This is a genomic window from Paraburkholderia sp. J67, assembly GCF_905220265.1.
In the GTDB taxonomy this organism is placed as follows: Bacteria; Pseudomonadota; Gammaproteobacteria; order Burkholderiales; family Burkholderiaceae; genus Paraburkholderia.
Window position 1 is genome coordinate 121,003 of sequence record NZ_CAJMZK010000011.1, and the last position, 24,650, is coordinate 145,652.

Annotated in this window: 23 protein-coding genes; 13 read left to right on the top strand and 10 right to left on the bottom strand. The window is 63.4% G+C overall.

The genetic code is table 11. From position 1 onward, the window contains the following. Nucleotides 1-78: 78 nt before the first annotated feature. Nucleotides 79-420 (top strand): zinc ribbon domain-containing protein YjdM, encoded by a 342-nt coding sequence (locus tag U5782_RS20980; protein WP_322045803.1) that lies wholly within the window; start codon nt 79-81, stop codon nt 418-420. A gap of 156 nt (nt 421-576) precedes the next feature. Here U5782_RS20980 and U5782_RS20985 read toward each other — a convergent pair whose 3' ends face one another. Beyond that, nucleotides 577-795 carry a YdcH family protein gene (locus U5782_RS20985; protein WP_322045804.1) on the bottom strand — a complete coding sequence of 73 codons (219 nt, stop codon included), beginning with the start codon at nt 793-795 and terminating at the stop codon, nt 577-579. A 246-nt stretch (nt 796-1,041) separates the two neighbouring features. Between U5782_RS20985 and U5782_RS20990 the strand changes: the two genes are divergently transcribed. Together U5782_RS20990 and U5782_RS20995 are read left to right on the top strand one after the other, a co-directional pair. Further along, nucleotides 1,042-2,613, top strand: a complete 1,572-nt coding sequence (locus U5782_RS20990) for a CHAD domain-containing protein (RefSeq protein ID WP_322045805.1) — start codon at nt 1,042-1,044, stop codon at nt 2,611-2,613. Between the two features lie 78 nt (nt 2,614-2,691). Further along, nucleotides 2,692-3,600 (top strand): TOBE domain-containing protein, encoded by a 909-nt coding sequence (locus U5782_RS20995; RefSeq protein ID WP_415914374.1) that lies wholly within the window; start codon nt 2,692-2,694, stop codon nt 3,598-3,600. A gap of 76 nt (nt 3,601-3,676) precedes the next feature. Here U5782_RS20995 and U5782_RS21000 read toward each other — a convergent pair whose 3' ends face one another. After that, nucleotides 3,677-4,387 (bottom strand): phosphatase PAP2 family protein, encoded by a 711-nt coding sequence (locus U5782_RS21000; protein WP_322045806.1) that lies wholly within the window; start codon nt 4,385-4,387, stop codon nt 3,677-3,679. Nucleotides 4,388-4,648: 261 nt separating this feature from the next. On the opposite strand from U5782_RS21000, the gene U5782_RS21005 reads away from it, so the two are divergent. Together U5782_RS21005 and U5782_RS21010 are read left to right on the top strand one after the other, a co-directional pair. After that, nucleotides 4,649-5,854: a PHB depolymerase family esterase gene (locus tag U5782_RS21005; RefSeq protein ID WP_322045807.1), complete on the top strand. Its 1,206-nt coding sequence runs from the start codon at nt 4,649-4,651 to the stop codon at nt 5,852-5,854. Nucleotides 5,855-6,001: 147 nt separating this feature from the next. Then, complete coding sequence (locus U5782_RS21010) at nt 6,002-6,181, top strand: DUF3563 family protein (protein ID WP_322045808.1); 180 nt, start codon at nt 6,002-6,004, stop codon at nt 6,179-6,181. A 90-nt stretch (nt 6,182-6,271) separates the two neighbouring features. Here the strand turns inward: U5782_RS21010 and U5782_RS21015 are convergent, their stop codons facing one another. From U5782_RS21015 to U5782_RS21025, 3 genes are all read right to left on the bottom strand, one after another. Next, nucleotides 6,272-7,075 carry a BPSS1780 family membrane protein gene (locus U5782_RS21015; protein ID WP_322045809.1) on the bottom strand — a complete coding sequence of 268 codons (804 nt, stop codon included), beginning with the start codon at nt 7,073-7,075 and terminating at the stop codon, nt 6,272-6,274. Next, complete coding sequence (locus U5782_RS21020) at nt 7,066-8,088, bottom strand: homoserine kinase (protein ID WP_322045810.1); 1,023 nt, start codon at nt 8,086-8,088, stop codon at nt 7,066-7,068. The genes U5782_RS21015 and U5782_RS21020 overlap by 10 nt, the downstream gene beginning before the upstream one ends. A gap of 135 nt (nt 8,089-8,223) precedes the next feature. Further along, nucleotides 8,224-8,628 carry a hypothetical protein gene (locus U5782_RS21025; protein ID WP_322045811.1) on the bottom strand — a complete coding sequence of 135 codons (405 nt, stop codon included), beginning with the start codon at nt 8,626-8,628 and terminating at the stop codon, nt 8,224-8,226. A gap of 258 nt (nt 8,629-8,886) precedes the next feature. Between U5782_RS21025 and U5782_RS21030 the strand changes: the two genes are divergently transcribed. Continuing rightward, entirely contained in the window at nt 8,887-10,413 is a 1,527-nt protein-coding gene (locus tag U5782_RS21030) for an AMP nucleosidase (protein WP_322045812.1), read from the top strand. Between the two features lie 437 nt (nt 10,414-10,850). After that, nucleotides 10,851-12,425 (top strand): hypothetical protein, encoded by a 1,575-nt coding sequence (locus U5782_RS21035; protein ID WP_322045813.1) that lies wholly within the window; start codon nt 10,851-10,853, stop codon nt 12,423-12,425. A 118-nt stretch (nt 12,426-12,543) separates the two neighbouring features. Here U5782_RS21035 and U5782_RS21040 read toward each other — a convergent pair whose 3' ends face one another. Both U5782_RS21040 and U5782_RS21045 read right to left on the bottom strand, forming a co-directional pair. Continuing rightward, entirely contained in the window at nt 12,544-13,071 is a 528-nt protein-coding gene (locus tag U5782_RS21040; protein WP_322045814.1) for a chromate transporter, read from the bottom strand. After that, nucleotides 13,068-13,694 (bottom strand): chromate transporter, encoded by a 627-nt coding sequence (locus tag U5782_RS21045; RefSeq protein ID WP_322045815.1) that lies wholly within the window; start codon nt 13,692-13,694, stop codon nt 13,068-13,070. The genes U5782_RS21040 and U5782_RS21045 overlap by 4 nt, the downstream gene beginning before the upstream one ends. A 95-nt stretch (nt 13,695-13,789) precedes the next feature. Between U5782_RS21045 and U5782_RS21050 the strand changes: the two genes are divergently transcribed. Next, on the top strand, nt 13,790-14,695 hold the full coding sequence (locus tag U5782_RS21050) for a transcriptional regulator GcvA (protein WP_322045816.1): 906 nt from the start codon (nt 13,790-13,792) through the stop codon (nt 14,693-14,695). 135 nt (nt 14,696-14,830) lie between these two features. Here the strand turns inward: U5782_RS21050 and U5782_RS21055 are convergent, their stop codons facing one another. Continuing rightward, nucleotides 14,831-15,586: a TIGR00730 family Rossman fold protein gene (locus tag U5782_RS21055; protein ID WP_322045817.1), complete on the bottom strand. Its 756-nt coding sequence runs from the start codon at nt 15,584-15,586 to the stop codon at nt 14,831-14,833. 1 nt (nt 15,587) lies between these two features. Between U5782_RS21055 and polA the strand changes: the two genes are divergently transcribed. The 3 genes from polA (at nt 15,588) to U5782_RS21070 (ending at nt 20,884) form a co-directional block, all read left to right on the top strand. Beyond that, nucleotides 15,588-18,389 carry a DNA polymerase I gene (gene polA / locus U5782_RS21060; protein ID WP_322045898.1) on the top strand — a complete coding sequence of 934 codons (2,802 nt, stop codon included), beginning with the start codon at nt 15,588-15,590 and terminating at the stop codon, nt 18,387-18,389. 216 nt (nt 18,390-18,605) lie between these two features. Next, the gene (locus U5782_RS21065; RefSeq protein ID WP_322045818.1) at nt 18,606-19,949 is read left to right on the top strand and encodes an NAD(P)/FAD-dependent oxidoreductase; all 1,344 of its coding nucleotides are present in this window, start codon (nt 18,606-18,608) and stop codon (nt 19,947-19,949) included. Nucleotides 19,950-20,011: 62 nt separating this feature from the next. Further along, the gene (locus U5782_RS21070; protein WP_322045819.1) at nt 20,012-20,884 is read left to right on the top strand and encodes a dienelactone hydrolase family protein; all 873 of its coding nucleotides are present in this window, start codon (nt 20,012-20,014) and stop codon (nt 20,882-20,884) included. Between the two features lie 33 nt (nt 20,885-20,917). On the opposite strand, the gene U5782_RS21075 is transcribed toward U5782_RS21070, so the two are convergent. Both U5782_RS21075 and U5782_RS21080 read right to left on the bottom strand, forming a co-directional pair. Next, the gene (locus tag U5782_RS21075) at nt 20,918-21,787 is read right to left on the bottom strand and encodes a sulfurtransferase (protein ID WP_322045820.1); all 870 of its coding nucleotides are present in this window, start codon (nt 21,785-21,787) and stop codon (nt 20,918-20,920) included. 160 nt (nt 21,788-21,947) lie between these two features. Continuing rightward, nucleotides 21,948-23,054, bottom strand: a complete 1,107-nt coding sequence (locus tag U5782_RS21080; RefSeq protein WP_183723588.1) for an aromatic ring-hydroxylating oxygenase subunit alpha — start codon at nt 23,052-23,054, stop codon at nt 21,948-21,950. A 341-nt stretch (nt 23,055-23,395) separates the two neighbouring features. Between U5782_RS21080 and U5782_RS21085 the strand changes: the two genes are divergently transcribed. Together U5782_RS21085 and U5782_RS21090 are read left to right on the top strand one after the other, a co-directional pair. Next, complete coding sequence (locus tag U5782_RS21085) at nt 23,396-23,707, top strand: exodeoxyribonuclease VII small subunit (RefSeq protein WP_322045821.1); 312 nt, start codon at nt 23,396-23,398, stop codon at nt 23,705-23,707. Continuing rightward, complete coding sequence (locus U5782_RS21090; protein WP_322045822.1) at nt 23,704-24,597, top strand: farnesyl diphosphate synthase; 894 nt, start codon at nt 23,704-23,706, stop codon at nt 24,595-24,597. Before U5782_RS21085 ends, U5782_RS21090 begins: the two co-directional genes overlap by 4 nt. Nucleotides 24,598-24,650 lie beyond the last annotated feature (53 nt).

Below are 24,650 nucleotides of genomic sequence, written 5' to 3' on the forward strand. Positions count from 1 at the left end.
AGGACAGCAAGGGCGCGCGTCCCTGCGCGCTATACTGCTGCGCCTCCATTGACCCCGCGTCTGCATCAAGGATTACCCATGAGCGCTTTGCCACCCTGCCCGAAATGCAATTCCGAGTTCACTTACGAAGATAGTGGCGTCTATATCTGCCCAGAGTGTGCGCATGAGTGGTCGGGGCAGGCGATCGCGCCAGCCGAAGCGGCTAGCAGGGTTTATCGCGATTCGGCTGGCAACATCTTGCAGGACGGGGATACTGTCACGGTCATCAAGGACTTGAAACCCAAGGGTTCGTCCGGCGTCATCAAGATGGGTACCAAAGTGAAAAATATCCGTCTGGTAGACAGCGATCACGATATTGACTGCAAGATCGACGGCTTCGGCGCCATGAGCCTCAAATCGGAATTCGTCAAGAAGGCGTGACAGGAGGCGTTGTCAGCCAAGGGCGACTCCTGGTTGAATACGATTGCTTCTGATTCCAGTCGCGAATGTAAAGTCGTGTGGAAAAGCAGGAAGGCGCGCCCGATAATCGCCGACGCCGCCAGCAAGGCTGGCACGATCGGGTGAGGCGCGCGCCGCTCAGGCGTTCGTGGTCTTGCGCAAGATCAGGTAGAGCGAATCCTTGAGTTGCAGCTTCTCTTTCTTGAGATGCTCGATGGCCATGCCGTGTGCGGGAACGATGCCCGCTTCCATGTTCTTGATCTGCTGATCGAGTTCGTTGTGACGATGGAAGATGCGTGCGAAATGTTCGTCATGAACCTTGAGGTGCGAGATCTGGTCTCTGTATTCGGGGAACACTCAATACTCCTTACAAAAATAAGATCGATCGAATCGATACGTAAGCATTTTTCCACTTTCGCGTCCTGGCGGTCTTGATCGCCGTCAGCCTGCGCGAATGAGGGGCGGGCCGTACCCAGGAGCATCGGCGCGCCAGCGCGTGTACTATCGGGGCAGTAACGCGGTCATCTCGAGCGCTAGTGCCGCGTGTGCATGTGCCGCCCGCCTGCTCACTGCTTGCCATGCCTACGAACCCACGGAGCGTTCATGGTCCGTCGCCTGGAAATCGTGCTGGATGTCGTGAATATCGAGCCACAAGCTTCGTTCGGGGCGGCCGTTGCCACGGCTTCCTCACCGGCCGATCTCGTGGCGACGCTTTGCACTGCGTGGCCGAATCTCGTCGCGGGCGCCGAGGCGGCGCAAACCGTCTCGATCGTCACGTTCGATAGCGACGGCATGCTCGCGAAGGCCGGTTGGCGGATTGCAGTCGAGACGCGCGGTGCGTCGCATGCGGTTGTGGTGTCCAGTCGGCGCGCGTGGACACCGGGCATCGCCGTCGTCGAGCCGATAGTGTCGGCGCATCTCGAAACGGACGGTCTCGATGGTGTGCTGTTCGACGCGGCACCCGAAGCGTTTCGCGAGGCGCTAACAGCTGCCGGGCCGCTTGAGCCAGCGACGTCGCTGGTCATGGCGCGCAGCGCATGGACGGGCGCACGCGAAGGCATTGAAGTGGATCTCTTTCTCGATGCCGGTGTGCGTGCGCCGTGCGACGAAACCGCGCGCCTGCACGAGTTGCGCGTGAGCGTGCCGTGGCCGGAGGAGGCGCAGGCTGCGCCGCTCGTCGATGCGCTGTTTGCCTGTGCGCACGAACTCGTCGATGCATTGCCTGCGTTCGTGCGCCTGACCGATGCGCTGGAGCGCGCGGCGCAGGGCAGCCTCGTCGGCGACGCGCGCGCGGCGCATGCCGATCCCATCGACCTCGGCGGCGCCTCGCGGGCGGAGCAGGCGCTGGCAGCGATCGGCGCGAACATCAGTGCGCAATGGTTCGGCAACGACGCGGGTGTCCACAATTCCGCCAATACAGAATTCATTCACCAGATGCGCGTCTCGCAACGGCGGCTGCGCACGGCGATGCGTATTTTCTCGCGCTGGCAGGACGAGACCTGGCGCACGTTGATCCAGCCCGATCTCAAATGGCTAGGCGGCCTGCTCGGCGAGGCACGCGACCGCGACGTCTTCGTAGAGTCGACGCTGCCGGCGCTGGCCGCCGCCGATAACGAATCCGCTCGCTGGCGCGCCGTGCGCGATGAGGCCGAGGCCGCCCGGCTCGCAGCGCGTGCACGGGTGCGCGAAGCGCTGGCTTCGCCGCGTTATGCGCATGTGGCGCTTGCATGGCTGCAATGGCTGGCGGTGCTCTCGCATCATGCGCAGGCCCCGGACGAGGCGGGTCCTTCGCTGCGCCGCCACGCGAAGAAACGGGTGCGCCGTTATTACGAGCGGCTCGCGCAGACCCAGAAGCTCACCGCCATCGACGAAGCGAGCCGCCATCGCGCGCGCATCAACGCGAAGTATCTGCGCTATACGCTCGAGTTCTTCGCGCCGATTACGTCGCGCCGCACCCGTACTGACAGTGCGCGCACGCTCACGCGCCTGCAAAGCGTGCTGGGCGACGGCAACGACGCGGCGGTGGCGCTGCGCTTTCTCGAAGGCATGGACGCGCAGCCGTATCAACTGGGCTTTGCGCGCGGCTGGTGCGAAGCGGTCAAGCGCTACACGGCGAAAGAGGGCGAGCGCCTGTTGCGCGAACTGCATGAGCCGAAGATCGCACGCGGTGCCTGAATCGTATCGGGGCCGCCGGCGCTCCCTATAATCGCCGTCGTACCTTGACCGACGATCCCCCCGAGACCGCGACGCGCGATGAATACTGCATCTTCGAATCTTTCTCCTTCTGACGCAGACCCCGATGATCGAGCCGCGGCGCCCGAACTAGGCCTTGGCGGCTCGGTCTGGTTCCAGGCCGGCCCGCAGATGCTGGGCGGCGCTGCGCGCATCGCGTTGCTGGCGGCGATTCGCGACACCGGCTCCATCACGGCTGCCGCCAAAGCGGTCGGCATGAGCTACAAGGGCGCCTGGGATGCCATCGACGCCATGAACAATCTCGCTGGCGAGCCGCTTGTCCGGCGCGCGACAGGTGGCAAGGGCGGCGGGGGCACGACGCTCACCAGGCGCGCACTGCGCCTGATCGAGACCTTCGGCGCGATCGAGCGCGAACATCGGCGTTTTCTGGCGCGCGCGGCTGCGGCCATCGGTGCGTTGAATCGCGAGGAGGCCACAGACGCGGACGCGGCGCAAAGTCTGTCAGGCGATCTGGCGGTGTTAGGGCGCTTCGGCTTGCGCACCAGCGCGCGCAATCAGCTGTATGGGTCGGTCGTAGCGCTCGTACGCGGCGCTGTCAACGACGAGGTCACGATTGCGCTGCCGGGCGGCCAGAGACTGGCAGCGACCGTCACCCACGAGAGCGCCGAGGCATTAGGTCTCGCCGAGGGCGGAGCGGTCGTTGCACTGATCAAGGCGTCGTCGGTCGTGCTCGTGGCGGGCGGCGAAGAGGTGGCGACGCGGCTGTCCGCGCGCAATCAACTCGGCGGCGTGGTGAGCCGGGTAAGGCGTGGCGAGGTCAATGCGGAAGTCACGCTCGAACTGCCGGGCGGTACGGTTATTGCCGCGATCGTTACCGACGCGAGCGTCGAGGCGCTCGGCCTGGAGGCGGGCGCAAGCGCGACGGCCGTTTTCAAGGCGTCTAGCGTGCTGCTAGGCGTGGCGAGTTAATGAGGACAAAGCAAGGACGAAACAGGGACGAGATGCGAGATCGCGGACTCGTCCGGCGCAGCGTGCGCCGTTCCGATCAGGCGTGTCGCTGGGCGGGCGGCGTGAGAGTGTCGCGCGTTTGCGAAATCGGAGCGGTCGGAGTCCCGGGTGTGCGGATCGTGCGATTGGCCTTCCACCTGGCGCGCACATAAGGCTGATCGTGGCCCGAGACCGTGAGCGCAATATTTGTAACCCAGCGGTGCGTGGGCACGCGCACGTTATGCAACGAGAAGGTGATGGCCGCAAGGCTCAGCGCGACTACGGCCGTTGAAATCCGGCCCGAGCGTGCCTCCCACCAGTAGCGCACGAACACCAACGCCGTCAGCGCGCCGACGATGCAGCCGGTGACGGCTTCCGAGGGCGAGTGGGCATCCACCACGACCCGCGAGAATGCTACTACGACCCCAATAGCCAACCCCACCCCGACGCCGGCGGCGCGCAGCGTAGGGCGAACGCCCTGCAACATCAGGAAGAAGGCGACCGGATAGACGGCGGTCGACGTCATTGCGTGGCCGCTCAGGCCCGTGAAATCGAAAGACCGCACGCCGACGCCCCAGCCCAGGAAGGCGATTTTCGTCAACGTGACGAGACCGATTGCCGCACCGAGCAGCATCAGCCAACTGGCCGCCATGCGCCACGAATAGCCTGCCAAGAGCCACAGCGCGATCGCGATGGCGAGCGGCAGCGTAAGACCCGCGCCGCCGAGGTTCGTGATCGAGTACCAGAGGTGAAGGGGCAAGTCAGGCATGAGGCGGCACCGCAACGGCGCAATTCGAGAGAGGGTATCGATTGAACAACGCACGAGCGGCCGGGTAGGCCGACAGGGCGTCGCGCGAATTTTCAGTATAGCTGTGATTCGTTTCGCTTAATGAGATGCCGCAGGCATCGGATTTTCTTTCGAACTCGTTCGACTGCACTGCTGTCAGATTGATGTTATTGTGCATCGCACAACAAATGATCGCGGCAGCTTCTGTAGTGCTGTGTATCCGACCCCTTTCATGAGGCCCTGATGACGAAAGATCTGACGAAGCTGTGGGCGGGTGGCATGCGACGTCTCATCGCCATCCAGAATCGCGCGACGCGCACGGCGCTGCGCGAGGCCCGCTCGCGCGCTTCCGATGCGCAAGCCATGTGGCTGGCAGCCCAGCCCGCCGCCGAGCAGGCGGCGGGTAGCGCCTCGGCGCCACACGCCAATGATGCAGTGCCGCATGCGGCACCGTTTATTCGCACAAGTGCTCCGGCGCGCGAATCGCGTGTGGGGCCACGTGCCGCCGCCTGGGCGGCGGGCGAATGGCATCGCGCCGAGCATCTCGCCAAGGGCGCTTCGCGCGCACTGGCCTACGGGCTCTATCTGCCGCCGGATCGGCCCACGGCCGATATGCCGCTTGTGGTGATGTTGCACGGCTGTCAGCAAACGATGGATTCGTTTGCCGAAGGCACGCGCATGAATCTTCTCGCCGACCGCTATGGCTTCGCCGTGGTCTATCCGGAGCAGTCGATGCAGGCGCATCCGCACCAGTGCTGGCACTGGTATGACGCGCGCCAGTCGGCGGGTGGAGGCGAGGTTACGGCGATCGTTTCGCTCGTCGACACGCTTGCGCAGGAGCACGGTTTCGACCGCTCTCGCGTCTATCTGGCGGGGCTTTCGGCGGGTGCGGGTCTCGCCTCGTTGCTGGCGATGCGAGCGCCGGGCCGCTTCGCGGCCGTCGCGCTGCACTCGGGACCGGCGTTCGGCGAGGCGCGCTCGGGGGTGGCGGCGCTCGATGTCATGCGGCGCGGACTGCACCACGACCCGGTCTCGCTCGTCCAGCGCGAGTTGGTGGGGCGCAAGCACCCCGGCATGCCGGCGCTGATCGTCCAGGGGGGCGGCGATGCCGTCGTGGCGCCTGTCAATGCAGAGCAACTGACTACGCAGTTTCTGCACCTCAACAGTCTGGCCGACGCAGACGGTGTGCATCAGGGCGTCGTCTCGCATGAGCAGGAAGGCGATGGCTATACGATCCACGATTACACGCACGACGATGGCGCCAGCGTCGTGCGCCTGTGCCGCGTGGACGCACTCGATCACGCCTGGAGCGGCGGCGACGATGCCGTCCCTTTCCATTCCTCAAGAGGGCCGGACGCAAGTGCGATGATCTGGGACTTTTTCGAGGCGCAGCGGCGCGGTCGTGTAGACGACGCCGTCGACGACGAACTGATGCAAGGCGCGGGCTAATCGGTGCGGCCCTGAGGAGCGGTTAGAGCTGTACCGCGACCGCCCTGCGACAATTCGCATCAATTCAAGGGTTTACCCTAATGAGGGTTTACCCTATAATGGTTCCATCCAGTCCGAGGGCATGTGCCCGATTACCGGAGCCAGACCATGTACCTGCTTAGCCACCTTTTCCTGTTCCTCACGCGTTCCTCCGATATCGCCCGCAAGGAGCGCGAAGAAGCCTATCTGGCCGAATCGGCCGACATCTACGATCTCGAATTCCGCATGCGCAAGCTCGACCGCGAAAAGAACGGTCGTCATCCGTCATGGATGAACCACTACGGCTAAGCCGTAGCAATGAAAACGGGGCGCACGCTGGCGCCCCGCGAAGGTGTGTGCCGCAAGCCATTCATGGTCATTTGCGGCTGGCGTAAATGCTCAGCGCCCCGAATCCGGCACGTCCTCGGCAGGCTTTTCCTGCACGCCGTAGCAGCCGCGGTAGGTCGCGTAGAACGAGCAGTAGATCATCGTCGTCACGAGGATCAGCGCCGGCATTACGATCGCCAGGGCGTATTCGCCCGCGCCGAGCGCGCGCAGCAGGTTCGATAGCCCGACTGCCACGCCGGTCGACACCGCGAACCACAGTGCGCCGTACACCAGGAACGCGCCCTTGTTGCGCCAGCAACTCACGATGCTGAAGAACATCGCCTTGACGGGCGGCACGTCGTGCCACGCCGTCAGCACCGGCGCAAACCAGAACAGCATCGACACCGGCACGTAGACCACCAGCGACGCCAGCACGGCGAGCGGCACGTTGCTGTTTTCGATCGCCTCAGTATCCAGCGTCCCGCCTAGCGTCATCAGGCGCAGCAGCTCGCCTCCGTCCACCAGCGCGGATGCCGCGAGCACCAGCGTCATCGCCACCACATAGATAGCACCCAGCACGAACAGATGCCTGGTGACGGTATTGCCGTAGGAACGGAAACCGTCGACGAGGATCGTCGGGAACACCGGCTTGCCTGCAATGGTGTCGCGACACGCGGCCATAAAGCCCACGGCCACGCCCGGCACGAAGATGAGCGGCAGTACGCCGCCGATCACCGGCACGGCCGAGATCAGCGTCATGGCGAGCAGATAAGCAAAGAACAGCGTGAGAAACGCGAGCGGATTACGACGGAACAGCCAGATACCCTGGCGGAACCAGACATAGCCCTGCTTCGCGGGGACTTCGATCAGTTGCATGAGCGGGGCAGGCCAGAAAGTGCTTGAGTGTCGCCGGGCGCGGCAGCGTGAAACTGTGCGCGGCGCTCGCGCAGAATGCGCTCGAAATGGCCGGGATCGTGGGGCTTGAGCAGCTCCGCCGAACGCGGCAAGTAAAAATCATAGAGGCGCGAGACCCAGAAGCGGTACCCACCCGCGCGCAGCATGTCGGCCCAGTGGGCGATTTCCGCCGGCGTGAACGGGCGCACGGTCTGGTAGGCGCGCAGCAGTGCGTCCGCGCGTGCCGCGTCGAGCTTGCCCGTCGCGAGATCCACGCACCAGTCGTTCACCGTCACCGCCACATCGAACACCCATTTATCGCAGCCGGCGAAATAGAAGTCGAAGAAGCCGCCCAGGCGCACCGTATGACCGGTGTCGGGCTGGGCGTGCGCGAACAGCGCGTTGTCGCGGAACAGGTCGCAGTGGCACGGGCCGCCAGGTAACGCGGCGTAATCGTCGCTCGCGAAGAAGGCCTGCTGATGGGCGAGTTCGCTCGTGAGCAGGTCGCGCTGGGCGTCGTCGAGAAACGGCAGCACCGTCGGCACCGTCTCTTCCCACCACGGCAGGCTGCGCAGATTCGGCTGGTCGCCCGCGTAGTCGCGGCCGGCCAGGTGCATGCGTGCGAGCATCTGGCCGACTTCGGCGCAGTGTTCGACCTGCGGTGCGAGTTCAGGCGCGCCGTCGAGTTTTGTCACGATGGCGGCCGGCTTGCCGTGCAGGATGCCGAACAGCGAGCCATCGGCGCGCGGCATCGGATCGGGCACCGGCACGCGATGCGACGCGAGATGACGCATCAGATCCAGATAGAACGGCAACTGCTGCGCCGTGAGCTTTTCGAAGATCGTCAGGACGTATTCGCCGCGCGTCGTCGTCAGGAAGAAGTTGCTGTTTTCAATGCCGGACTGGATGCCGCGAAAATCGGTTACGTCGCCAAGATCGTAATCGCGCATCCATTGGGCGAGCTGGGTGTCGGTGACAGCGGTGAAGACGGCCATGCGGGAGGTCGTGTGGTTTTCGTAATGGGGCCCGGCTTGCGCACGAGGTCCGGGAGCGGGCTGCCAGCCAATGCAGGCGCCCGGGGCAGGAGGCGGCGCGGACAGCGCACGCCGCCCGCGCGCGAGGGCGGCTTATCAGTAGTGCAGGTTGATCGACGGCAGGCGCGTGCTGGCCTGGCCGTTCTGACGAACTTGCGGCGAGGTGTCGGGGTTCGAGCTCATCGTGTAGTGCGTGCCGAACTTGGAGCGCACATTGATCTCGACGGGCTTGCCCTTGTCGCGGTATTCGGTGATTTCGGTGCCGCTCGGACTCACTTCATGGAAGCTCGGCGTGCGCGGCACGTCGTTGATGTCGACCTTCGAGCTGATCTGCGCAGCGGGACGGTTGATCGCCGCGAGATCGGGCAAACCGGCCCGCTCGTTCTCGGACTGCGCGGACTGGGCCTCGACGGCGGTTTTGGCGTCGTCGGGCGGCGCTGCCACGGCGAACCCGCTGAACGCGAGCGTCGCGGCGACGGCAGCAAGAAGATGCGACTTCATGGTGATTCTCCTGTCGACCGGCGTGAGCGCTTGAATACGCACGCCGGTTCCATGCAAAGCTGGGATGGGTCGATTCTAGCAAATCCGCGCCATGTCTCCCGTACCGGACTGCCGCGGCGGCGCGCGCTCGCATCCCCGCCACGAGGGGCGTCGCGGGCGCCCTGCGTGACGCGTGCATTTCCTCGCCACGCGCAGGGCGTTGTCAGATTGTCCTGCTTCCGTGCTAATGTCGTTTTAAACGAACCGAGGCGAACGACAATGAACAACGACACGAACCGGCGGACTTTCATGACGCCCCCGCACGACTTCCCGTCCGAATCCTTCGAAGACGCTGCGGACGCCGTCGCGCGCCTCTCCGCGCTCTACGAAGCCAACACCTCGTTCCTGCGCGATGCGTTCGCGCGCTATCGCCGCGGCGAGGCATTCGAGCGCCGCGTGCGCGCCTGCTATCCGTTCGTGCGTATTCGCACCGAAGTCAACACGCACATCGACTCGCGCCGCTCGTATGGCTTCGTCGCCGGCCCGGGCGTGTTCGAGACGACCATCACGCGTCCCGACCTGTTCGGCAACTACTATCGCGAGCAACTGCGCCTGCTGGCGAAGAACCATCACGTGTCGATCGAAGTCGGGGTGTCGGAGCAGCCCATTCCGGTTCACTTCGCGTTTGCGGAAGGCATCCACCTCGAAGGCGATCTCGACCGCGAACGTCTCTTCGCGATGCGCGACGTGTTCGATGTGCCTGATCTGGCCGAACTCGACGACCGTATCGTCAACGGCACCTTCGAGCCCGCGCCAGGCGAGCCTTTTCCGCTCGCGCTTTTCACGGCGCCGCGCGTGGACTTCTCGCTGCACCGGCTCAAGCACTACACCGCCACCTCGCCGACGCACGTGCAGAACTACGTGCTCTACACGAACTACCAGTTCTATATCGACGAATTCGTGAAGCTCGGCCGCGCGATGATGGCGCGTACCGACGACGCCGACCTGCGCAACTACCGCAGCGAATACACGTCGTTCGTCGAGCCGGGCGACGTGGTGACGTACAACGCGAATCTCGGTGAGCAGGAGGATGAGGGCACGCCGCCCGCCCGCCTGCCGCAGATGCCCGCGTACCACCTCAAACGCGCCGACGGCAGCGGCATCACGATGGTCAACATCGGCGTGGGGCCTTCCAACGCGAAGACGATCACCGATCACATCGCGGTGCTGCGCCCGCATGCCTGGATCATGCTTGGCCACTGCGCGGGACTGCGCAATACGCAGCGTCTGGGCGATTATGTGCTCGCGCACGGTTATGTACGCGAAGATCACGTGCTCGACGCCGACCTGCCGCTGTGGGTGCCGATTCCGGCGCTCGCCGAAGTGCAACTCGCGCTAGAGCGTGCGGTGGCGGACGTCACCCGCCTCGACGGCGTGGAGCTCAAGCGCGTGATGCGCACGGGCACGGTGGCGAGCGTGGATAACCGCAACTGGGAATTGCGGGATCACCGCGAGCCAGTGCTGCGTTTGTCGCAAAGTCGCGCGATCGCGCTCGACATGGAAAGTGCGACCATCGCGGCGAACGGTTTCCGCTTCCGTGTGCCGTATGGCACCTTGCTATGCGTTTCCGACAAGCCGCTGCACGGCGAACTCAAGCTGCCCGGCATGGCCGATTCGTTCTATCGCGCGCAGGTGGATCAGCATTTGCAGATCGGCGTGAAGGCGATGGAGATTCTGCGTACTAACGGATTGCATAAGCTGCATAGCCGGAAACTGCGTAGTTTTGCGGAAGTGGCGTTTCAGTAAGGTATTCACTGTGCGCTCGTTGCTACTGAGCACGTCGTTCACTTTTTTAACGTGAAGTAAGCAAACGAAAGCAGGCCGTCCCGGCACGGTCTGCGTTGTCGCCGTACCTTGGTGGCTGGCGACTTCAGCTCTTTCTTGCGGTGATCCGGAACGTCATATTTTCAGACTGGAACAACGCCAGGAGAATTGCGGGCGTGCTCCCGGAAAGGCCTTTCCTGCGGACAGTTTTGCTGCATTTGACTGTCAATATCAAGCCCTGGTCTCGCAACGAATTTTCAATAATTCGGCCTTGATATTGGAGGGCTTCGAGCGCTCGATTGGCGCTCCATTCAATGAGTACTCGCCGCGCTTTATCTTCCTTTCGACTGTAACGACATGTAATTTGGGACAGGGCAGGCGACGACCGCACTCAGATCGGGTTCTGGTAATTTGACAGAATGATGAAGTGCAAGCCCTATCCCCCCCAAAAAAATCGTTTCGGCCGTATCCATTTTCTGGATGATTTTCTTCGTAGCGAGGTGAATCATCTTGAGCATCACACGGCAAATCTGCGCGCAATTTCGGCCTTATTCGGCGCTATCGCTAATCGTGCCGGAGTGCCGACCAACCGATCGGCGCCTCGATCTGCCGGCGGTGAGCTGGATGTCGCGATGCATATGCAGTCCTTGGGCTTACCGTGCTCGCCTTCGGGCTGGGCCAGCGCTTGCGATGCTGACCTGACACCCTGGGAGCTCTTTTCGCCACTGGCCGATATCGCTGCGGATACGCTTGTCATTGGCTGGGGTCTCCCTGCGTCGCTCATGCGCTTTCTTGATAGGCGAGGCATTGTTTTCGTCGACTTCGAAATTGCGCCGGTTCGCTTTTGCCGCCATCTCAAATTTTGGGCTCGAACCAACGATGAGCTCGTCTTAAATGCGCTCAATGATTGGGCCGAAGAGCCGGAGGAGCCCTGGCTGCAAGCTGCGGTCATTCGAAGCTCCGCAGCGCGACAGCGACCGACTTTATTGGGCGACGGTAGCGCTTCGTTTGGCATTTTTGTTGGCCAGACTGAAATCGACCTGGCGCTTATCAAAAACGGCAGTTTGCACAATGTACGCGAGGTGATCAAGGACGTTGCGGCGTTGGCGCGAACTGTCGATGTATTGGCAATCAAGCCCCATCCTTACGCACAGGATATGAGTGCATTGCGGGATCTCGCAGCGGTGATTCCCAATGTGGTTTGGACGAAGCAGAATATCTATGCGTTGTACTGTGCCGACAACGTCAAATTTGCATGCGGTCTTTCTTCGGGGGCGTTGCTCGAAGCCACATTCTTTGGGAAGGCTTCGCATGCATTCATTACTCCGGACAGGTCTTCGCCTGAGAAGCTTCCGGCTCGATGCTCTCAGTGGATGACGGTGTCGCCCGGCGTTGCCTCCTTCCAGTGGCTGCAACGCGTATTAGCGGATGTCGACGCCGAAACGGAGCATAGGCAGGTTTCCAAAGCCACCGTTCAGACAATGGAAGATGCGTTAGACACGATCTTCAAACAGAGGTGGGCTTTTGATGAACCGAATATGCGACTGTTTTCAGTCGAGCCTGGACGAAGCTATCCGCTAACCGCCGGCTCGCCGGCAACCGGTTGCCTTGCGTATGGCTGGTCCGATCCCGAGTCCTGGGGCACCTGGTCTTCGGGTAAGGCAGCGTGTTTGTGTTTGCCTTTCGACGGGCTTGAGCCGACAGAACGCGTCAAGATAGAGATTGAAGGTCAGATATTCCTGGGGGATCGGGAAGAACGGCCGGTAGCGACGTTGTGTGTCGTCCACGCGGGCACGATCCAACAATCAGTCGTCGTTTCGCCAGATGGACGCTGTGAAATAACAATTGATTCAAATTCGATTGCGAAGTCGGGCGGACTCGTCTCTCTTGTCTTTCTTATTGAAAATCCGCGCAGTCCGGCTTCACTCGGCATGAGCGGCGATAAGCGGGCGCTTGGTATTGGGCTGGTCAGTTTTCGGGCATCACTCTGCTAGTGACTCAGGCCTTTCGGCACAGGCCAACAAGTTCCCTCTTGCCGAATGGGCGACCAGCCCAATCTACTGGTCGCCCACGAAGAACATCGTAATCCGAACGAATTGCCGATGTCCCTCGCTACTGCCCAAACCCCGCCAAACCGATCAAACTCCCCGCCGCCAGCAACCATAGCGGGTGAATCTTCGTGCGGAACGCCAGCACCGCACACACGCCCGTGATTGCCCACGCGATCCACGACGGATCGGAGGCCTTTGCGATCAGCACGGCGCTCGCCGCCACGAGTCCGGCCGTCACCGGCACGAGGCCGCGCTGGGCGATGCGTCGCCACGGTCGGTCCTTGAAACGGTCCCATGCATGCAGCGCCGCAATCGTCACGAGCGACGACGGCCCGAACTTCGCCACCGATGTCACGAGCATCCCTGCCCAGCCAGCTACGTGCCAGCCCACCAGCGTGACGATCATCATGTTCGGCCCAGGCGCCGCCTGGGCAAGGGCGAAGAGCGCGCTGAACTCGCTCGCGGGCATCCAATGGTGAACCTCGACGACCTGGCGCTGCATCTCCGGCAGGATGGTGTTGCCGCCGCCGAACGCGAGCAGCGAGAGCTGGCTGAAAATCGTGGCGAGGGCGAGCAAGGTGGCGTTCATTGCGCGCCCCCCGAACGGCGCGCGGCCCGCGCCGCGACGGCAATGCCGATGGGGGTGAGCACGAGCATGGTCGGCAAAAGCGGTGTGCGCAGCAGGGCGATCGCAACAAAGCCGAGCGCGGCGATCACGGCAGCGGCAGGATCATGGCGCAACGGCAGCAGGATCTTCACGGCCATCGAAATCAGCAATCCGGCCGCGGCAGCCGCGAGGCCGACGAAAAGATGCCGCACATGCGGATCGTTCTGGGTGCGCTCGTAGAGCACGCCCAACCCGACCACGACCAGCGAAGGCCCGGCGATCAACCCGAGCAGGCCGGCGAGCGCGCCGCGCCAGCCTTGAAACCGCATGCCGAGCGCGACCGAGAGATTGATCACATTGCCGCCGGGCAGGAACTGACACAAGCCGAGCAGATCCGTGAAGTCCGCGCCCGAGAGCCAGCATCGTTGTTCGACGATTGTGCGACGCGCGAGCGGCAGCGCACCGCCAAACGACGTAAATCCCAACCCGAGAAAGCCTAGGAACAGGTCCTTGACGCTGGGTGTGACAAGCGCGTCGTGTGTGGCGGCTTTCGTGCTGGAGTCGTTACCTGAATTAACCGGAGCGGAGGCGAGATTCTGTTTCATGCGGGGACCTCTGAGGCAAGCTGGGAGCGTAGCGCCGATTCGTCGCGCCGCAAAACGATTTTTCGGCCGTTGTCTTGTGATCTAGAATCACAAGGATGACACGCTCTCTTCCTCCGTTTCCCGCGCTGCGCGCGTTCGAAGCCGCCGCGCGGCATAACAGCTTTACCGCGGCAGCGGCCGAACTGCATGTGACTCACGGTGCAATAAGCCGTCAGGTCGCGGCACTGGAGGCGTGGGTGGGCGTGCAGGTCTTTCATCGGCATGGCAAGCGGGTCGCGCTCACTGAAGACGGGCGGCGCTATCTGGGTGCGGTGCAGGCCGCCTTCGACAATATTGCACGCGCCACCGAACAGCTGCGCGATACCGGTGTCGTCCATGTGCTGCGCGTGAATGCGCTGCCGACCTTCGCGATGAAATGGCTGCTACCGCGTCTGTCGCAGTTTCAGCGGCTCAATCCCAATGTCGAACTGCGCCTGGCAACCTCGAATGCGCCGGTCGAAACGCTCGATGCCTTCGACGTTGCCGTGCGGCGCGGTCCGGCGCATTGGCCCGATTGCGCGAGCGGTCATTTCCTCGACGAGATGGAATTGCCTGTGTGCAGTCCCGCGCTCCTCAAGCGCGTACCGATCCAGAGCGCCAACGATCTGGCGCGTCACGTCCTGTTGCATTCGGATACGCGTCCCGATGCCTGGCGCACCTGGCTGGCGACCGCGGGCGTCAAGGCGAAGTGCCGAAAAAAACAGTCGTTCGACCATTTTTATCTGGCCTTGCAGGCGGCCGTCGATGGTCTGGGCGTGGCGCTCGGGCCATTGCCGCTGCTGGATGAAGAGTTGGCCTCAGGGCGACTCGTGACGCCGCTCGCGGGTCCGCATCTCGACGCGCGCGGCTACTGGTGGGTCGCACGGCGCGAGGTGGCGGATGCACCCATCGTTGCGCAGTTTTGCCGCTGGCTCGAAGAGCAGGCGGGTCAGGCGCGAGGCGAATCGAATTCGATGGGATAAGAGGTGTTTTTCACGCTTCCAGGTGTTGAGCCTGAAAGCACGAAGAAAGGCACGCGGCGCGCAGAACACGCGCCGGCGATATCGACAGATACGCAGATACACGTTGCGCGGGCAGAGCGCCCGCGCGGCCGTGTATCAGAGGTAGAACATGCGGTCTTCGTCCGAGTCCGGGCGAGCGGAGTGATCCTTTTCCGCTTCCTCGCCGCTGTCCTCGTAGAACTTCAGCACGGCTTCGAGCACCTGATCGGGATCGTCGATCACCTGCATCAGGTCCATGTCTTCCGCGTTGATGAGGCCCATTGGCACGAGCGCCGAACGGAACCATTCGAGCAGACCCTTCCAGAACTCGCCGCCCACCAGAATGATGGGCACGTGACGCGACTTCTTGGTCTGGATCAGCGTGAGCACTTCGGCCAGCTCGTCGAGCGTGCCGAAGCCGCCCGGCATGACGATCACGGCGTCCGAGTTCTTCACGAAGGTGACCTTGCGCGTGAAGAAATGGCGGAAACGCAGCGAGATGTCCTGCCACTGGTTACCCGACTGCTCGTGCGGCAACTCGATGTTCAGACCCACCGAAGGCGACTTGCCCGCATGCGCGCCCTGGTTCGCAGCTTCCATGATGCCGGGGCCGCCGCCGGAGATCACGGCGAAGCCCGCATCCGAGACTTTTCGCGCGATGGTGGAGGCGAGCTGGTAGTACTCTGAGTCCGGTTTCAGGCGTGCGGAGCCATAGATGCTGACCGCTGGCCGAATCTCGGACAGGTATTCGGTCGCCTCGATAAACTCTGCCATAATCGTGAACATCTGCCACGATGCGCGCGCCTTTTTGGCCGTTGCGCGCTCTTGATCTGCGAGTGAACGCAGACTCGGAATCACTTTTCTCTTGTCCATAATGCCTGAAGAACTACGCGTGGAAACGAAGCTACAAAATGAGCTGGAAGGTAAGACCTTGCTACTGGTCGACGGTTCTAGCTATCTCTATCGGGCCTTCCATGCGATGCCGGATCTGCGCGGTCCTGACGGCGAGCCGACGGGTGCGCTATACGGCATCATCAACATGTTGCGTCGCATGCGCAAGGACGTTACGGCAGAGTATAGCGCGTGCGTGTTCGATGCCAAGGGCAAGACGTTTCGTGATGACTGGTATCCCGACTATAAGGCCAACCGGCCTTCCATGCCCGAACTTCTTGCAGCACAAATCGAGCCCATCCATGTAGCGGTGCGCGCGCTCGGCTGGCCGCTCTTGATGGTCGAAGGCGTCGAGGCCGACGACGTGATCGGCACGCTCGCGGCGCAGGCGGAAAAGCTCGGCATGAAGGTGGTCGTTTCCACCGGCGACAAGGACCTCGCGCAGCTCGTGACCGACCGCGTCACGCTCATCAACACGATGACGAACGAATTGCTCGATCGTGAAGGCGTGATCGCGAAGTTCGGCGTGCCGCCGGAGCGCATCGTCGACTATCTCTCGCTGATCGGCGACACGGTGGACAACGTGCCGGGCGTGAACAAGTGCGGCCCGAAGACGGCGGTGAAGTGGCTCACGCAATACGGCTCGCTCGACGGCATCGTCGAGCACGCGGACGAAATCAAGGGCGCCGTGGGCGGCTATCTGCGCGATGCACTCGAATTCCTGCCGATGGCGCGCAAGCTCGTCACGGTGGAGACCGCGTGCGATCTCACCTCGCATCTGGAGTCGATCGAGGCGTCGCTGACCACGCGTCCCGAAGCGCGCGAGGAAATGCGCGATATCTTCGCGCGTCACGGCTTCAAGACCTGGCTGCGCGAGATCACCGAAGCGGGCGCGCAGAGCGAGACCGTACCCGCCGCCACGACCGGCAATGCGCCGGCGCAGGATGCGAACGTGCAGCCCGCGCTGTTCGTCGACGCGCCGCGCCACTACGAAACCATCCAGACGTGGGAGCAGTTCGACGCCTGGCTCAAGAAGATCGAAGCCGCCAGTCTGACCGCGTTCGACACTGAAACCACGGCGCTCGATCCGATGGTGGCGAAGCTCGTCGGCATGTCGTTTTCGACGGAGCCGGGCAGCGCCGCTTATCTGCCGCTCGCGCACCGCGGGCCGGATGTGCCCGACCAGTTGCCGATCGACGAGGTGCTCGCGCGTCTGAAGCCGTGGCTCGAAAGCGCGCAGCACAAGAAAGTCGGCCAGCACATGAAGTACGACGAGCAGGTGCTCGCGAACTACGGCATCGAGCTGAACGGCGTCGAGCACGACACGCTGCTCGAATCGTATGTGCTCGAATCGCATCGCACGCACGACATGGATAGCCTCGCGCTGCGCCATCTCGGCATCAAGACGATCAAGTACGAAGAGGTCGCGGGCAAGGGCGCACAGCAGATCGGCTTCGATGAAGTCGCGCTGGACAAGGCCGCCGAATACGCGGCGGAAGACGCCGATATCACGCTGCAACTGCACCTCGCGCTCTATCCGCAGATCGAACCTGAAAAGGGCCTCGACTACGTGTACCGCAGCATCGAGCTGCCCACCTCGCGCGTGCTGCGCAAGATGGAACGCAACGGCGTGTTGATCGACACGGAGCGCCTCGAAAAACAGAGCGCTCAAATTGCGGTGCGCCTCGTCGAGCTGGAACAGGAAGCCTATGCGCTGGCGGGCGGCGAGTTCAATCTCGGCTCGCCCAAGCAGATCGGCCAGATTTTCTTCGAGAAGCTGCAACTGCCCATCGTGAAGAAAACGCCGAGCGGCGCGCCTTCCACCGACGAAGAAGTCCTGCAAAAGCTCGCCGAAGACTACCCGCTGCCGAAGCTGCTGCTCGAGCATCGCGGCCTCGCCAAGCTCAAGTCGACCTACACCGACAAGCTGCCGCGCATGGTGAACGCGCAGACCGGCCGCGTGCATACGAACTACGCGCAGGCCGTCGCGGTCACGGGGCGGCTGGCCTCGAACGATCCGAATCTGCAGAACATTCCCGTGCGCACGGGCGAAGGCCGGCGCATTCGCGAGGCGTTCATCGCGTCGCCGGGCTGCAAGATCGTCTCCGCCGACTATTCGCAGATCGAACTGCGCATCATGGCGCATATCTCGGGCGACGAATCGCTGCTCGCGGCTTTCGCGCGCGGCGACGACATTCACCGCGCCACCGCTGCCGAAGTGTTCGGCGTGACGCCGCTCGAAGTGAGCAACGACCAGCGCCGCATCGCCAAGGTCATCAACTTCGGCCTGATTTACGGTATGAGCGCATTCGGGCTCGCGTCGAATCTCGGCATCACGCGCGATGCGGCCAAGCTCTATATCGACCGCTATTTCGCGCGTTATCCGGGCGTGGCGCGCTACATGGACGAGACGCGCATGGACGCCAAGTCGCGCGGCTATGTCGAGACCGTGTTCGGTCGTCGTCTGTGGCTGCCCGAGATCAACGGCGGCAATGGTCCGCGCCGTCAGGCCGCCGAGCGCGCCGCAATCAATGCGCCGATGCAGGGCACGGCCGCCGACCTCATCAAGCTCTCGATGATCGCGGTGCAGAAGTGGCTCGACGAGCGCAAGATCGGCACGAAGATGATCATGCAGGTGCACGATGAACTGGTGCTCGAAGTGCCCGATGCGGAGTTGTCCGAAGTGCGCAAGTGCCTGCCGGAGCTGATGTGTTCGGTCGCGAAGCTCAAGGTGCCGCTCGTCGCCGAAGTGGGCGTGGGTGCGAACTGGGAAGAGGCGCACTGAGCGAGCGCCTGTACGCGCCTCATCGTGCCTAACCGTGCGCGCGGTCAGGCACAAGTGGGGTGCGACACATTACCTCAATGTGCCCGCTGCGTCTTGTCGCCGCGTGCTTCGTCAGCCGACAATGGATCGAAGGCCGACGCCGCAACATGCACGGCGCGCGCGATGCGCGTGCGATCGTCGGCCGTTCTAACGCCCATCGACATGCACGGAGAATCTATGCATCGTTTTATCGTTGTTGGAGGGGGCGCTGGCGGGCTGGAGCTGGCCACCAGGCTTGGCGATCGTTACGGCAAGGCCGGCCGTGGTCGTCAGCCGCGCGCGACGGTCACGCTGGTCGACCGCAATCCCACGCATATCTGGAAACCGTTGCTGCACGAAGTTGCGGCGGGCAGCATGGACCCGTTCACGCAGGAGCTCGAATATGCCGCGCAGGCGCGCTGGCATGGCTTCGAGTTTCAGCAGGGCGAACTTGTGCATCTCGATCGCACGGCGAAGCGCATCACGCTAGGCGCAGTGCCGGATGAGGACGGTGCGGAGATGTTGCCTGTGCGCGTGCTCGACTACGACACGCTCGTGCTCGCCATCGGCAGCACGACGCATTTCTTCGGCGTGCCAGGTGCCGCGGAAAACTCGATCGCGCTGGATACCGTCGAGCAGGCCGAGCGTTTTCGCAAGCGCCTGATTGCGGCGTGCGTGCGCGCCGAGCATCAAACCGATCCCGTCATCACACGCGACCACGAAGGCAAGGAAGAGCCGCGCGTGCAAGTGGCGATCGTCGGCGCGGGTGCAACGGGCGTGGAACTGTCGGCCGAACTGCGCAATACCGCGCAGGTGCTCTCGGCCTATGGTCTGCACAAGCTCGATCCGAGCCATGACGTGGGCATCGCGCTGATCGAATCGGGGCCGCGCATTCTGCCTGCGCTGCCTGAGCGTGTGTCGTCGGCAACGGGCGAATTGCTGCTCAAGCTCGGCGTACGGATTTTCACCAACGAGCGCGTGACCGAGGTCGCGCCAGGTGTTGTGCGTACCGCGAGCGGCAAGGCCATCCGTGCCGATCTCACGGTTTGGGCGGCAGGCATCAAGGCGCCGGCGGTGCTCTCGCAACTCGACGGCCTGACCGTCAACAAGCTCGGCCAACTGGTCGTGCGCCGCACGCTGCAAACCGAAATCGACGATAACGTTTTCGCGCTCGGCGACTGCGCCGCCTGCGTGTGGCCGGGCACCGAGCGCAACGTGCCGCCGCGCGCCCAGGCCGCGCATCAGCAGGCGTCGTTCCTGTTCCGTTCGATGGGCAATCGGCTCGACGGGCGGCCGTTGCCCGAGTTCACCTATCGCGACTTCGGTTCGCTGGTTTCGCTCGGCCACTTCAGCGCGGTCGGTAATCTGATGGGCGGTCTGATCGGCGGCAGCATGCTGATCGAAGGGCTCTTCGCGCGCTTCATGTACATGTCGCTGTACCGGCTGCATATCGCAGCGCTGCATGGCTATGCGCGTATGGTGCTCGACACCTTTGCGCACTGGTTGCGGCGCACGACGCTGCCGCGCGTCAAGCTGCACTGATTCCACGATGCGCCTGCGGGCGCATTTTCTTTTTGCATCGAACTCTTCGCCAGGAGCGTTGCATGCTTAAACCTGAAGTCGATAGTCTCGTCCCTCACGTGCCGTTCGATCGGCGCACGTTCATCAAGGCGGCGCTCGGCAGTGGCTTTGCCGCCGCGGTGCTGCCGGTTTCCGCGCAGACGATTCATACGGATGCCGAAGGACTGGACGCCGGCGAGATCGCGTTCGAGTCGAGCGGTACGCTCATTCCCGCTTATCGCGCCCAGCCGCGTGGCAAGACGCATTTGCCGGTGATCATCGTGATTCACGAGATCTTCGGTGTGCACGAACATATCGCCGACGTGTGCCGACGCTTTGCGAAGCTCGGTTATCTGGCCATCGCGCCGGATCTGTTCGAGCGCGAGGGCGACGCTGCTGCCTATCCGACGATCCAGCAGATCGACCAGAACATCACGAGCAAGATCCCCGATGCCCAGGTGCTCGGCGACATCGACGCGGCGCTGATCTGGGCGGGCGAGCACGGCGGCGACCTCAAGCGTGTGGGCATCAACGGCTTCTGCTGGGGCGGCCGATTCGTCTGGCTCTATGCCGAGCACAATCCGCGCGTGAAGGCGGCGGTGGCGTGGTACGGGCGCGTGGCCGGCCCGCACACGGCGAACATGCCGCAAAACCCGCTCGACCTCGCGGGCAATCTACAGGTGCCGGTGCTGGGTCTCTACGGGCGACAGGACAACAGCATCCCGCAGGACACGCTGGAGCAGATGAGGGCGGCTGTCGCGCAAGGACCGCAGGGCGGGCGCGGCTCGCAGATCGTCGTCTACGACGATGCGGGCCATGCCTTCTTCGCCGATTACCGGCCGAGCTACCGCAAGGCCGACGCCGAGGACGGCTGGAAGCGCGCGATTGCCTGGTTCAAGGAGCACGGCGTCGGTTGAGGCCGACGCCGCGCAAGCGGGGGAAGTGGGGAATCAGGGATTCGGGCCGGTCGCAACAGGCCGCGACGGGTCTGCGACCCACTCGCTCCACGAACCGCCGTAAAGCGCCGCGCCGTGCATGCCGGCGATCTCCATCGCCAGTGCGTTGTGGCACGCCGTCACGCCCGAGCCGCATTGCAGCACCACGTGCTCGGGCGTGACGCCCGGCAGCAGCGCCGTGAATTCCTCGCGCAGCGTATGCGCCGACTTGAAGCGGCCATCGGCGGTGAGGTTGTCCTTGAAGAAGCGATTGACGGCGCCCGGAATATGGCCGCCCACGGGGTCGATCGTTTCGTTCTCGCCGCGATAGCGGTCGTTGGCGCGCGCATCGACGACGGTGAGTTCGCGCGTGCCCAGATTGCGCACGACGGCCGCCACATCGACGGTCACCTGCAACGGCGCGCCCGCCTTGAACGTGCCTTGCGTGGCCGTGGGGACATCCTTCGAGAGCGCATAGCCGGCCGCTTCCCACGCTTGCAGTCCGCCGTCGAGCACGGCGACCGAATCGTGGCCGAGCCAGCGCAGCAGCCACCACAGGCGCGCGGCGTACGAGCCGCCCTGCGCGTCATAGGCGACCACTTGCTGACCAGCGTTCAAACCCCAGTCTGCCAGGGTGGCAACGAGCGAGGCGCGGTCGGGCAGCGGATGACGGCCGTTCTTGCCGGTCTTGGGTCCGGAGAGGTCGCGGTCGAGGTTGAGATAGCGCGCGCCCGGCAGGTGGCCGGCGGCGTAGGCGGTTTCGCCCGCTGTAGGATCGAGCAGATCGAAGCGGCAATCGAAAACGAGCACACTGCCCGGCGCGGCGGTCATGCGCTCGTGCAGGTTAGCGGCCGAAATCAACGTGGTGTAGTGCGTGTGGGGCATGACGGCTCCTTTGCCTGGATCGTGCGCGGCCGGCCTGGTGTGCGCATGGAGTGCATGTGCATTTGTGCCGGCCCGATGCCGTCAGTCTAAACAAAAAGACGGGCCTAAGCCCGTCTTTCCGTGATGCCCCGGCGTCGCGGCAAGCGCCGCGCCACCAGCCTCAGATCTCGCCCAGTTCGCGGCGCAGGAACTCGTGGAAGTGCTGCATGCCGTCTTCCATCGGGCTCTGGTACGGGCCGACTTCCGACACGCCACGCTCGAACAGCGCACGGCGGCCAGCGTCCATGCGTTCGGCGATCTCGTCGTCTTCGACGGCCGTTTCCATATAGGCGGCGCGCTCGGCCTCGACGAACTCGCGCTCGAACAGCACGATTTCCTCGGGGTAATAGAACTCGACGATATTGGTGGTCTTTTGCGTGCCGTTCGGAATCAGCCACGAACAGATGAGCACGTGCGGATACCACTCGATCATCAGACCGGGGTAATAGACCATCCAGATCGCGCCGAACTCGGGCGGCTCGCCGTTGCGGAAGCGCAGCACCTCGTCGTGCCATTTGCGGTACGTCGGGCTGCCCGGCTTGCCGAGCTGGCTGTGCACGCCCACGGTCTGCACGCTGTACCACTCGCCGAACTCCCACTTCAGGTCGTCGCACGAGACGAACTGGCCGAGACCCGGATGGAACGGGACGACGTGATAGTCCTCCAGATAGACCTCAATGAAGGTCTTCCAGTTGTAGTTGCACTCGTGGACCTCGACGTGATCGAACATATAGTCCGTGAAGTCGAGGTGTTTGGCGGGGCCAAGGCGAGCGAGATCGCGCGCGACGTCGCGTCCGGCCGACTCGAACAGCAGGCCGTTCCACTTTTGCAGCGGCGTGCTGTTCAGGTTCAGGCAGGGCTTGTCCGCGAAATGGGGTGCGCCGAGCAGTTCGCCCTTAAGATCGTACGTCCAGCGATGCAGCGGACATACAATGTTGTCTGCCGTGCCGCGACCGTTTAGCATGATGGCCTGGCGGTGACGGCAAACGTTGGAGAGGAGTTCGATCTCGTTGCTCTTGTTGCGAACGAGTACGCGACCCTCTTTTTCGCCGGGCAGCGCAAAATAATTCCCCGCTTCAGGCACCATCAATTCGTGCCCGACGTAGCGAGGACCTTTCTGGAAAAGCGTGTCGATTTCGCGCTTCAGCAGCGCTTCGTCAAAGTAAGCCGTGACTGGCAGCTGACTGTGAATGGACTTCAGCTGCAATGCATTGCTCAGATTGGACATTCCCACTCCCGATGAAGACGTGAAAGCAGTGAACAACCCAACCATCGAAGATTCGATTTAGGGAGCCGGCAAGTATATCCGGTTTACCCTTAAAAGGGTAGCTAAGTGGCTGATTTTTGCCGGAATTGCGCTGAGAAGGCGACATGAATGCGCTTTGAATCTGCTGCGAACGCGATTCGAATCGCACAAAAAATGCTGTAAAAACGGCCTTCTGGAACCGATTTTCGCGGCGCGCGGCAACGTCGGGTAATGTGGTCGAGGCGGCACACGAGCCGGGGAGCGGGGCGGCCGGTGTGCTTTTGCCGTAGAATGTCCGCCTTGTTTCATTTTGGCGACCCCAGATGGCGAAATCTGCATCGAAAGACGGCGCAGCGGCATCGCAAACGACCACTGCGACGGCCACCGCCGAGGCCCTGCCCGAGAGCTACGAAGCCGCTCTGGCGGAGCTGGACGCGCTGGTGGCGCGCATGGAAGGCGGTAGCTTGAGCCTCGAGGAGTCGCTGGCCGCGTACCGTCGCGGCGCCGTGCTGGTGAAGTTCTGCCAGCAGCAGCTCGAAAAGGTTGAACAACAGGTGCGCGTGCTCGACGGCGAGACGCTTCGGCCCGTGCCCCTCAATACGACATCCGCAACTGGCGGAGACGACGATCTATGAATTTTGACCAATGGACCCGGCAGGTGCTTGACCGGGTTGAGAGCGCGCTCGATCACCATTTGCCGGCTGCCGACGTGCAGCCCGCGCCGCTGCATGACGCCATGCGTTATGCCGTGCTGGGCGGTGGCAAGCGCGTGCGCCCGCTCCTGTGCCATGCCGCAGGCGAACTCACGAACGCGAATCCGGAAGCGCTCGACGCCGCCGCTTGCGCGCTGGAGATGATCCACGTGTACTCGCTCGTGCATGACGACATGCCTTGCATGGACGACGACGACATGCGCCGCGGCAAACCGACGGTACACGTCAAATATGACGAACCGACGGCGCTGCTGGTCGGCGACGCGCTGCAATCGCAGGCGTTCGTGACGCTGACCGCCGACGTCCCTGGCTTGCGCGATTCGGCGCCGCGTCAGGCTGCGCTCGTGCGCGAACTCGCGCTGGCGAGCGGCTCGATCGGCATGGCCGGCGGCCAGGCAATCGACCTCGCGAGCGTGGGCCATTCGCTTACGCGCGAGCAGCTCGAAACGATGCACCGCCTGAAGACTGGCGCGCTGCTGCGCGCCTCGGTTCGCATGGGCGCGATCGCGGGCGACACGCCTTCGGCAGAGACGCTTGCTGCACTGGACAAGTACGCGGCGGCCGTCGGCCTCGCGTTCCAGGTGGTCGACGACATTCTCGACGTGACCGCCGACTCGGCAACGCTTGGCAAGACCGCTGGTAAAGACGCGAAGGACGGCAAGCCGACCTACGTGTCGATCATCGGTCTGGATGCCTCGCGTGCTCTCGCGCAGCAGCTGCGCGCCGATGCACACGCGGCACTGGAACCGTTCGGCGCGCGCGCACAGCGCCTCGCCGAACTCGCTGACCTGATCGTGGATCGGGTCAGCTGATTGCGCCAACCCGCCCACGCGCATGAACGGGAAGTAATGCGCGATAGAAGTGC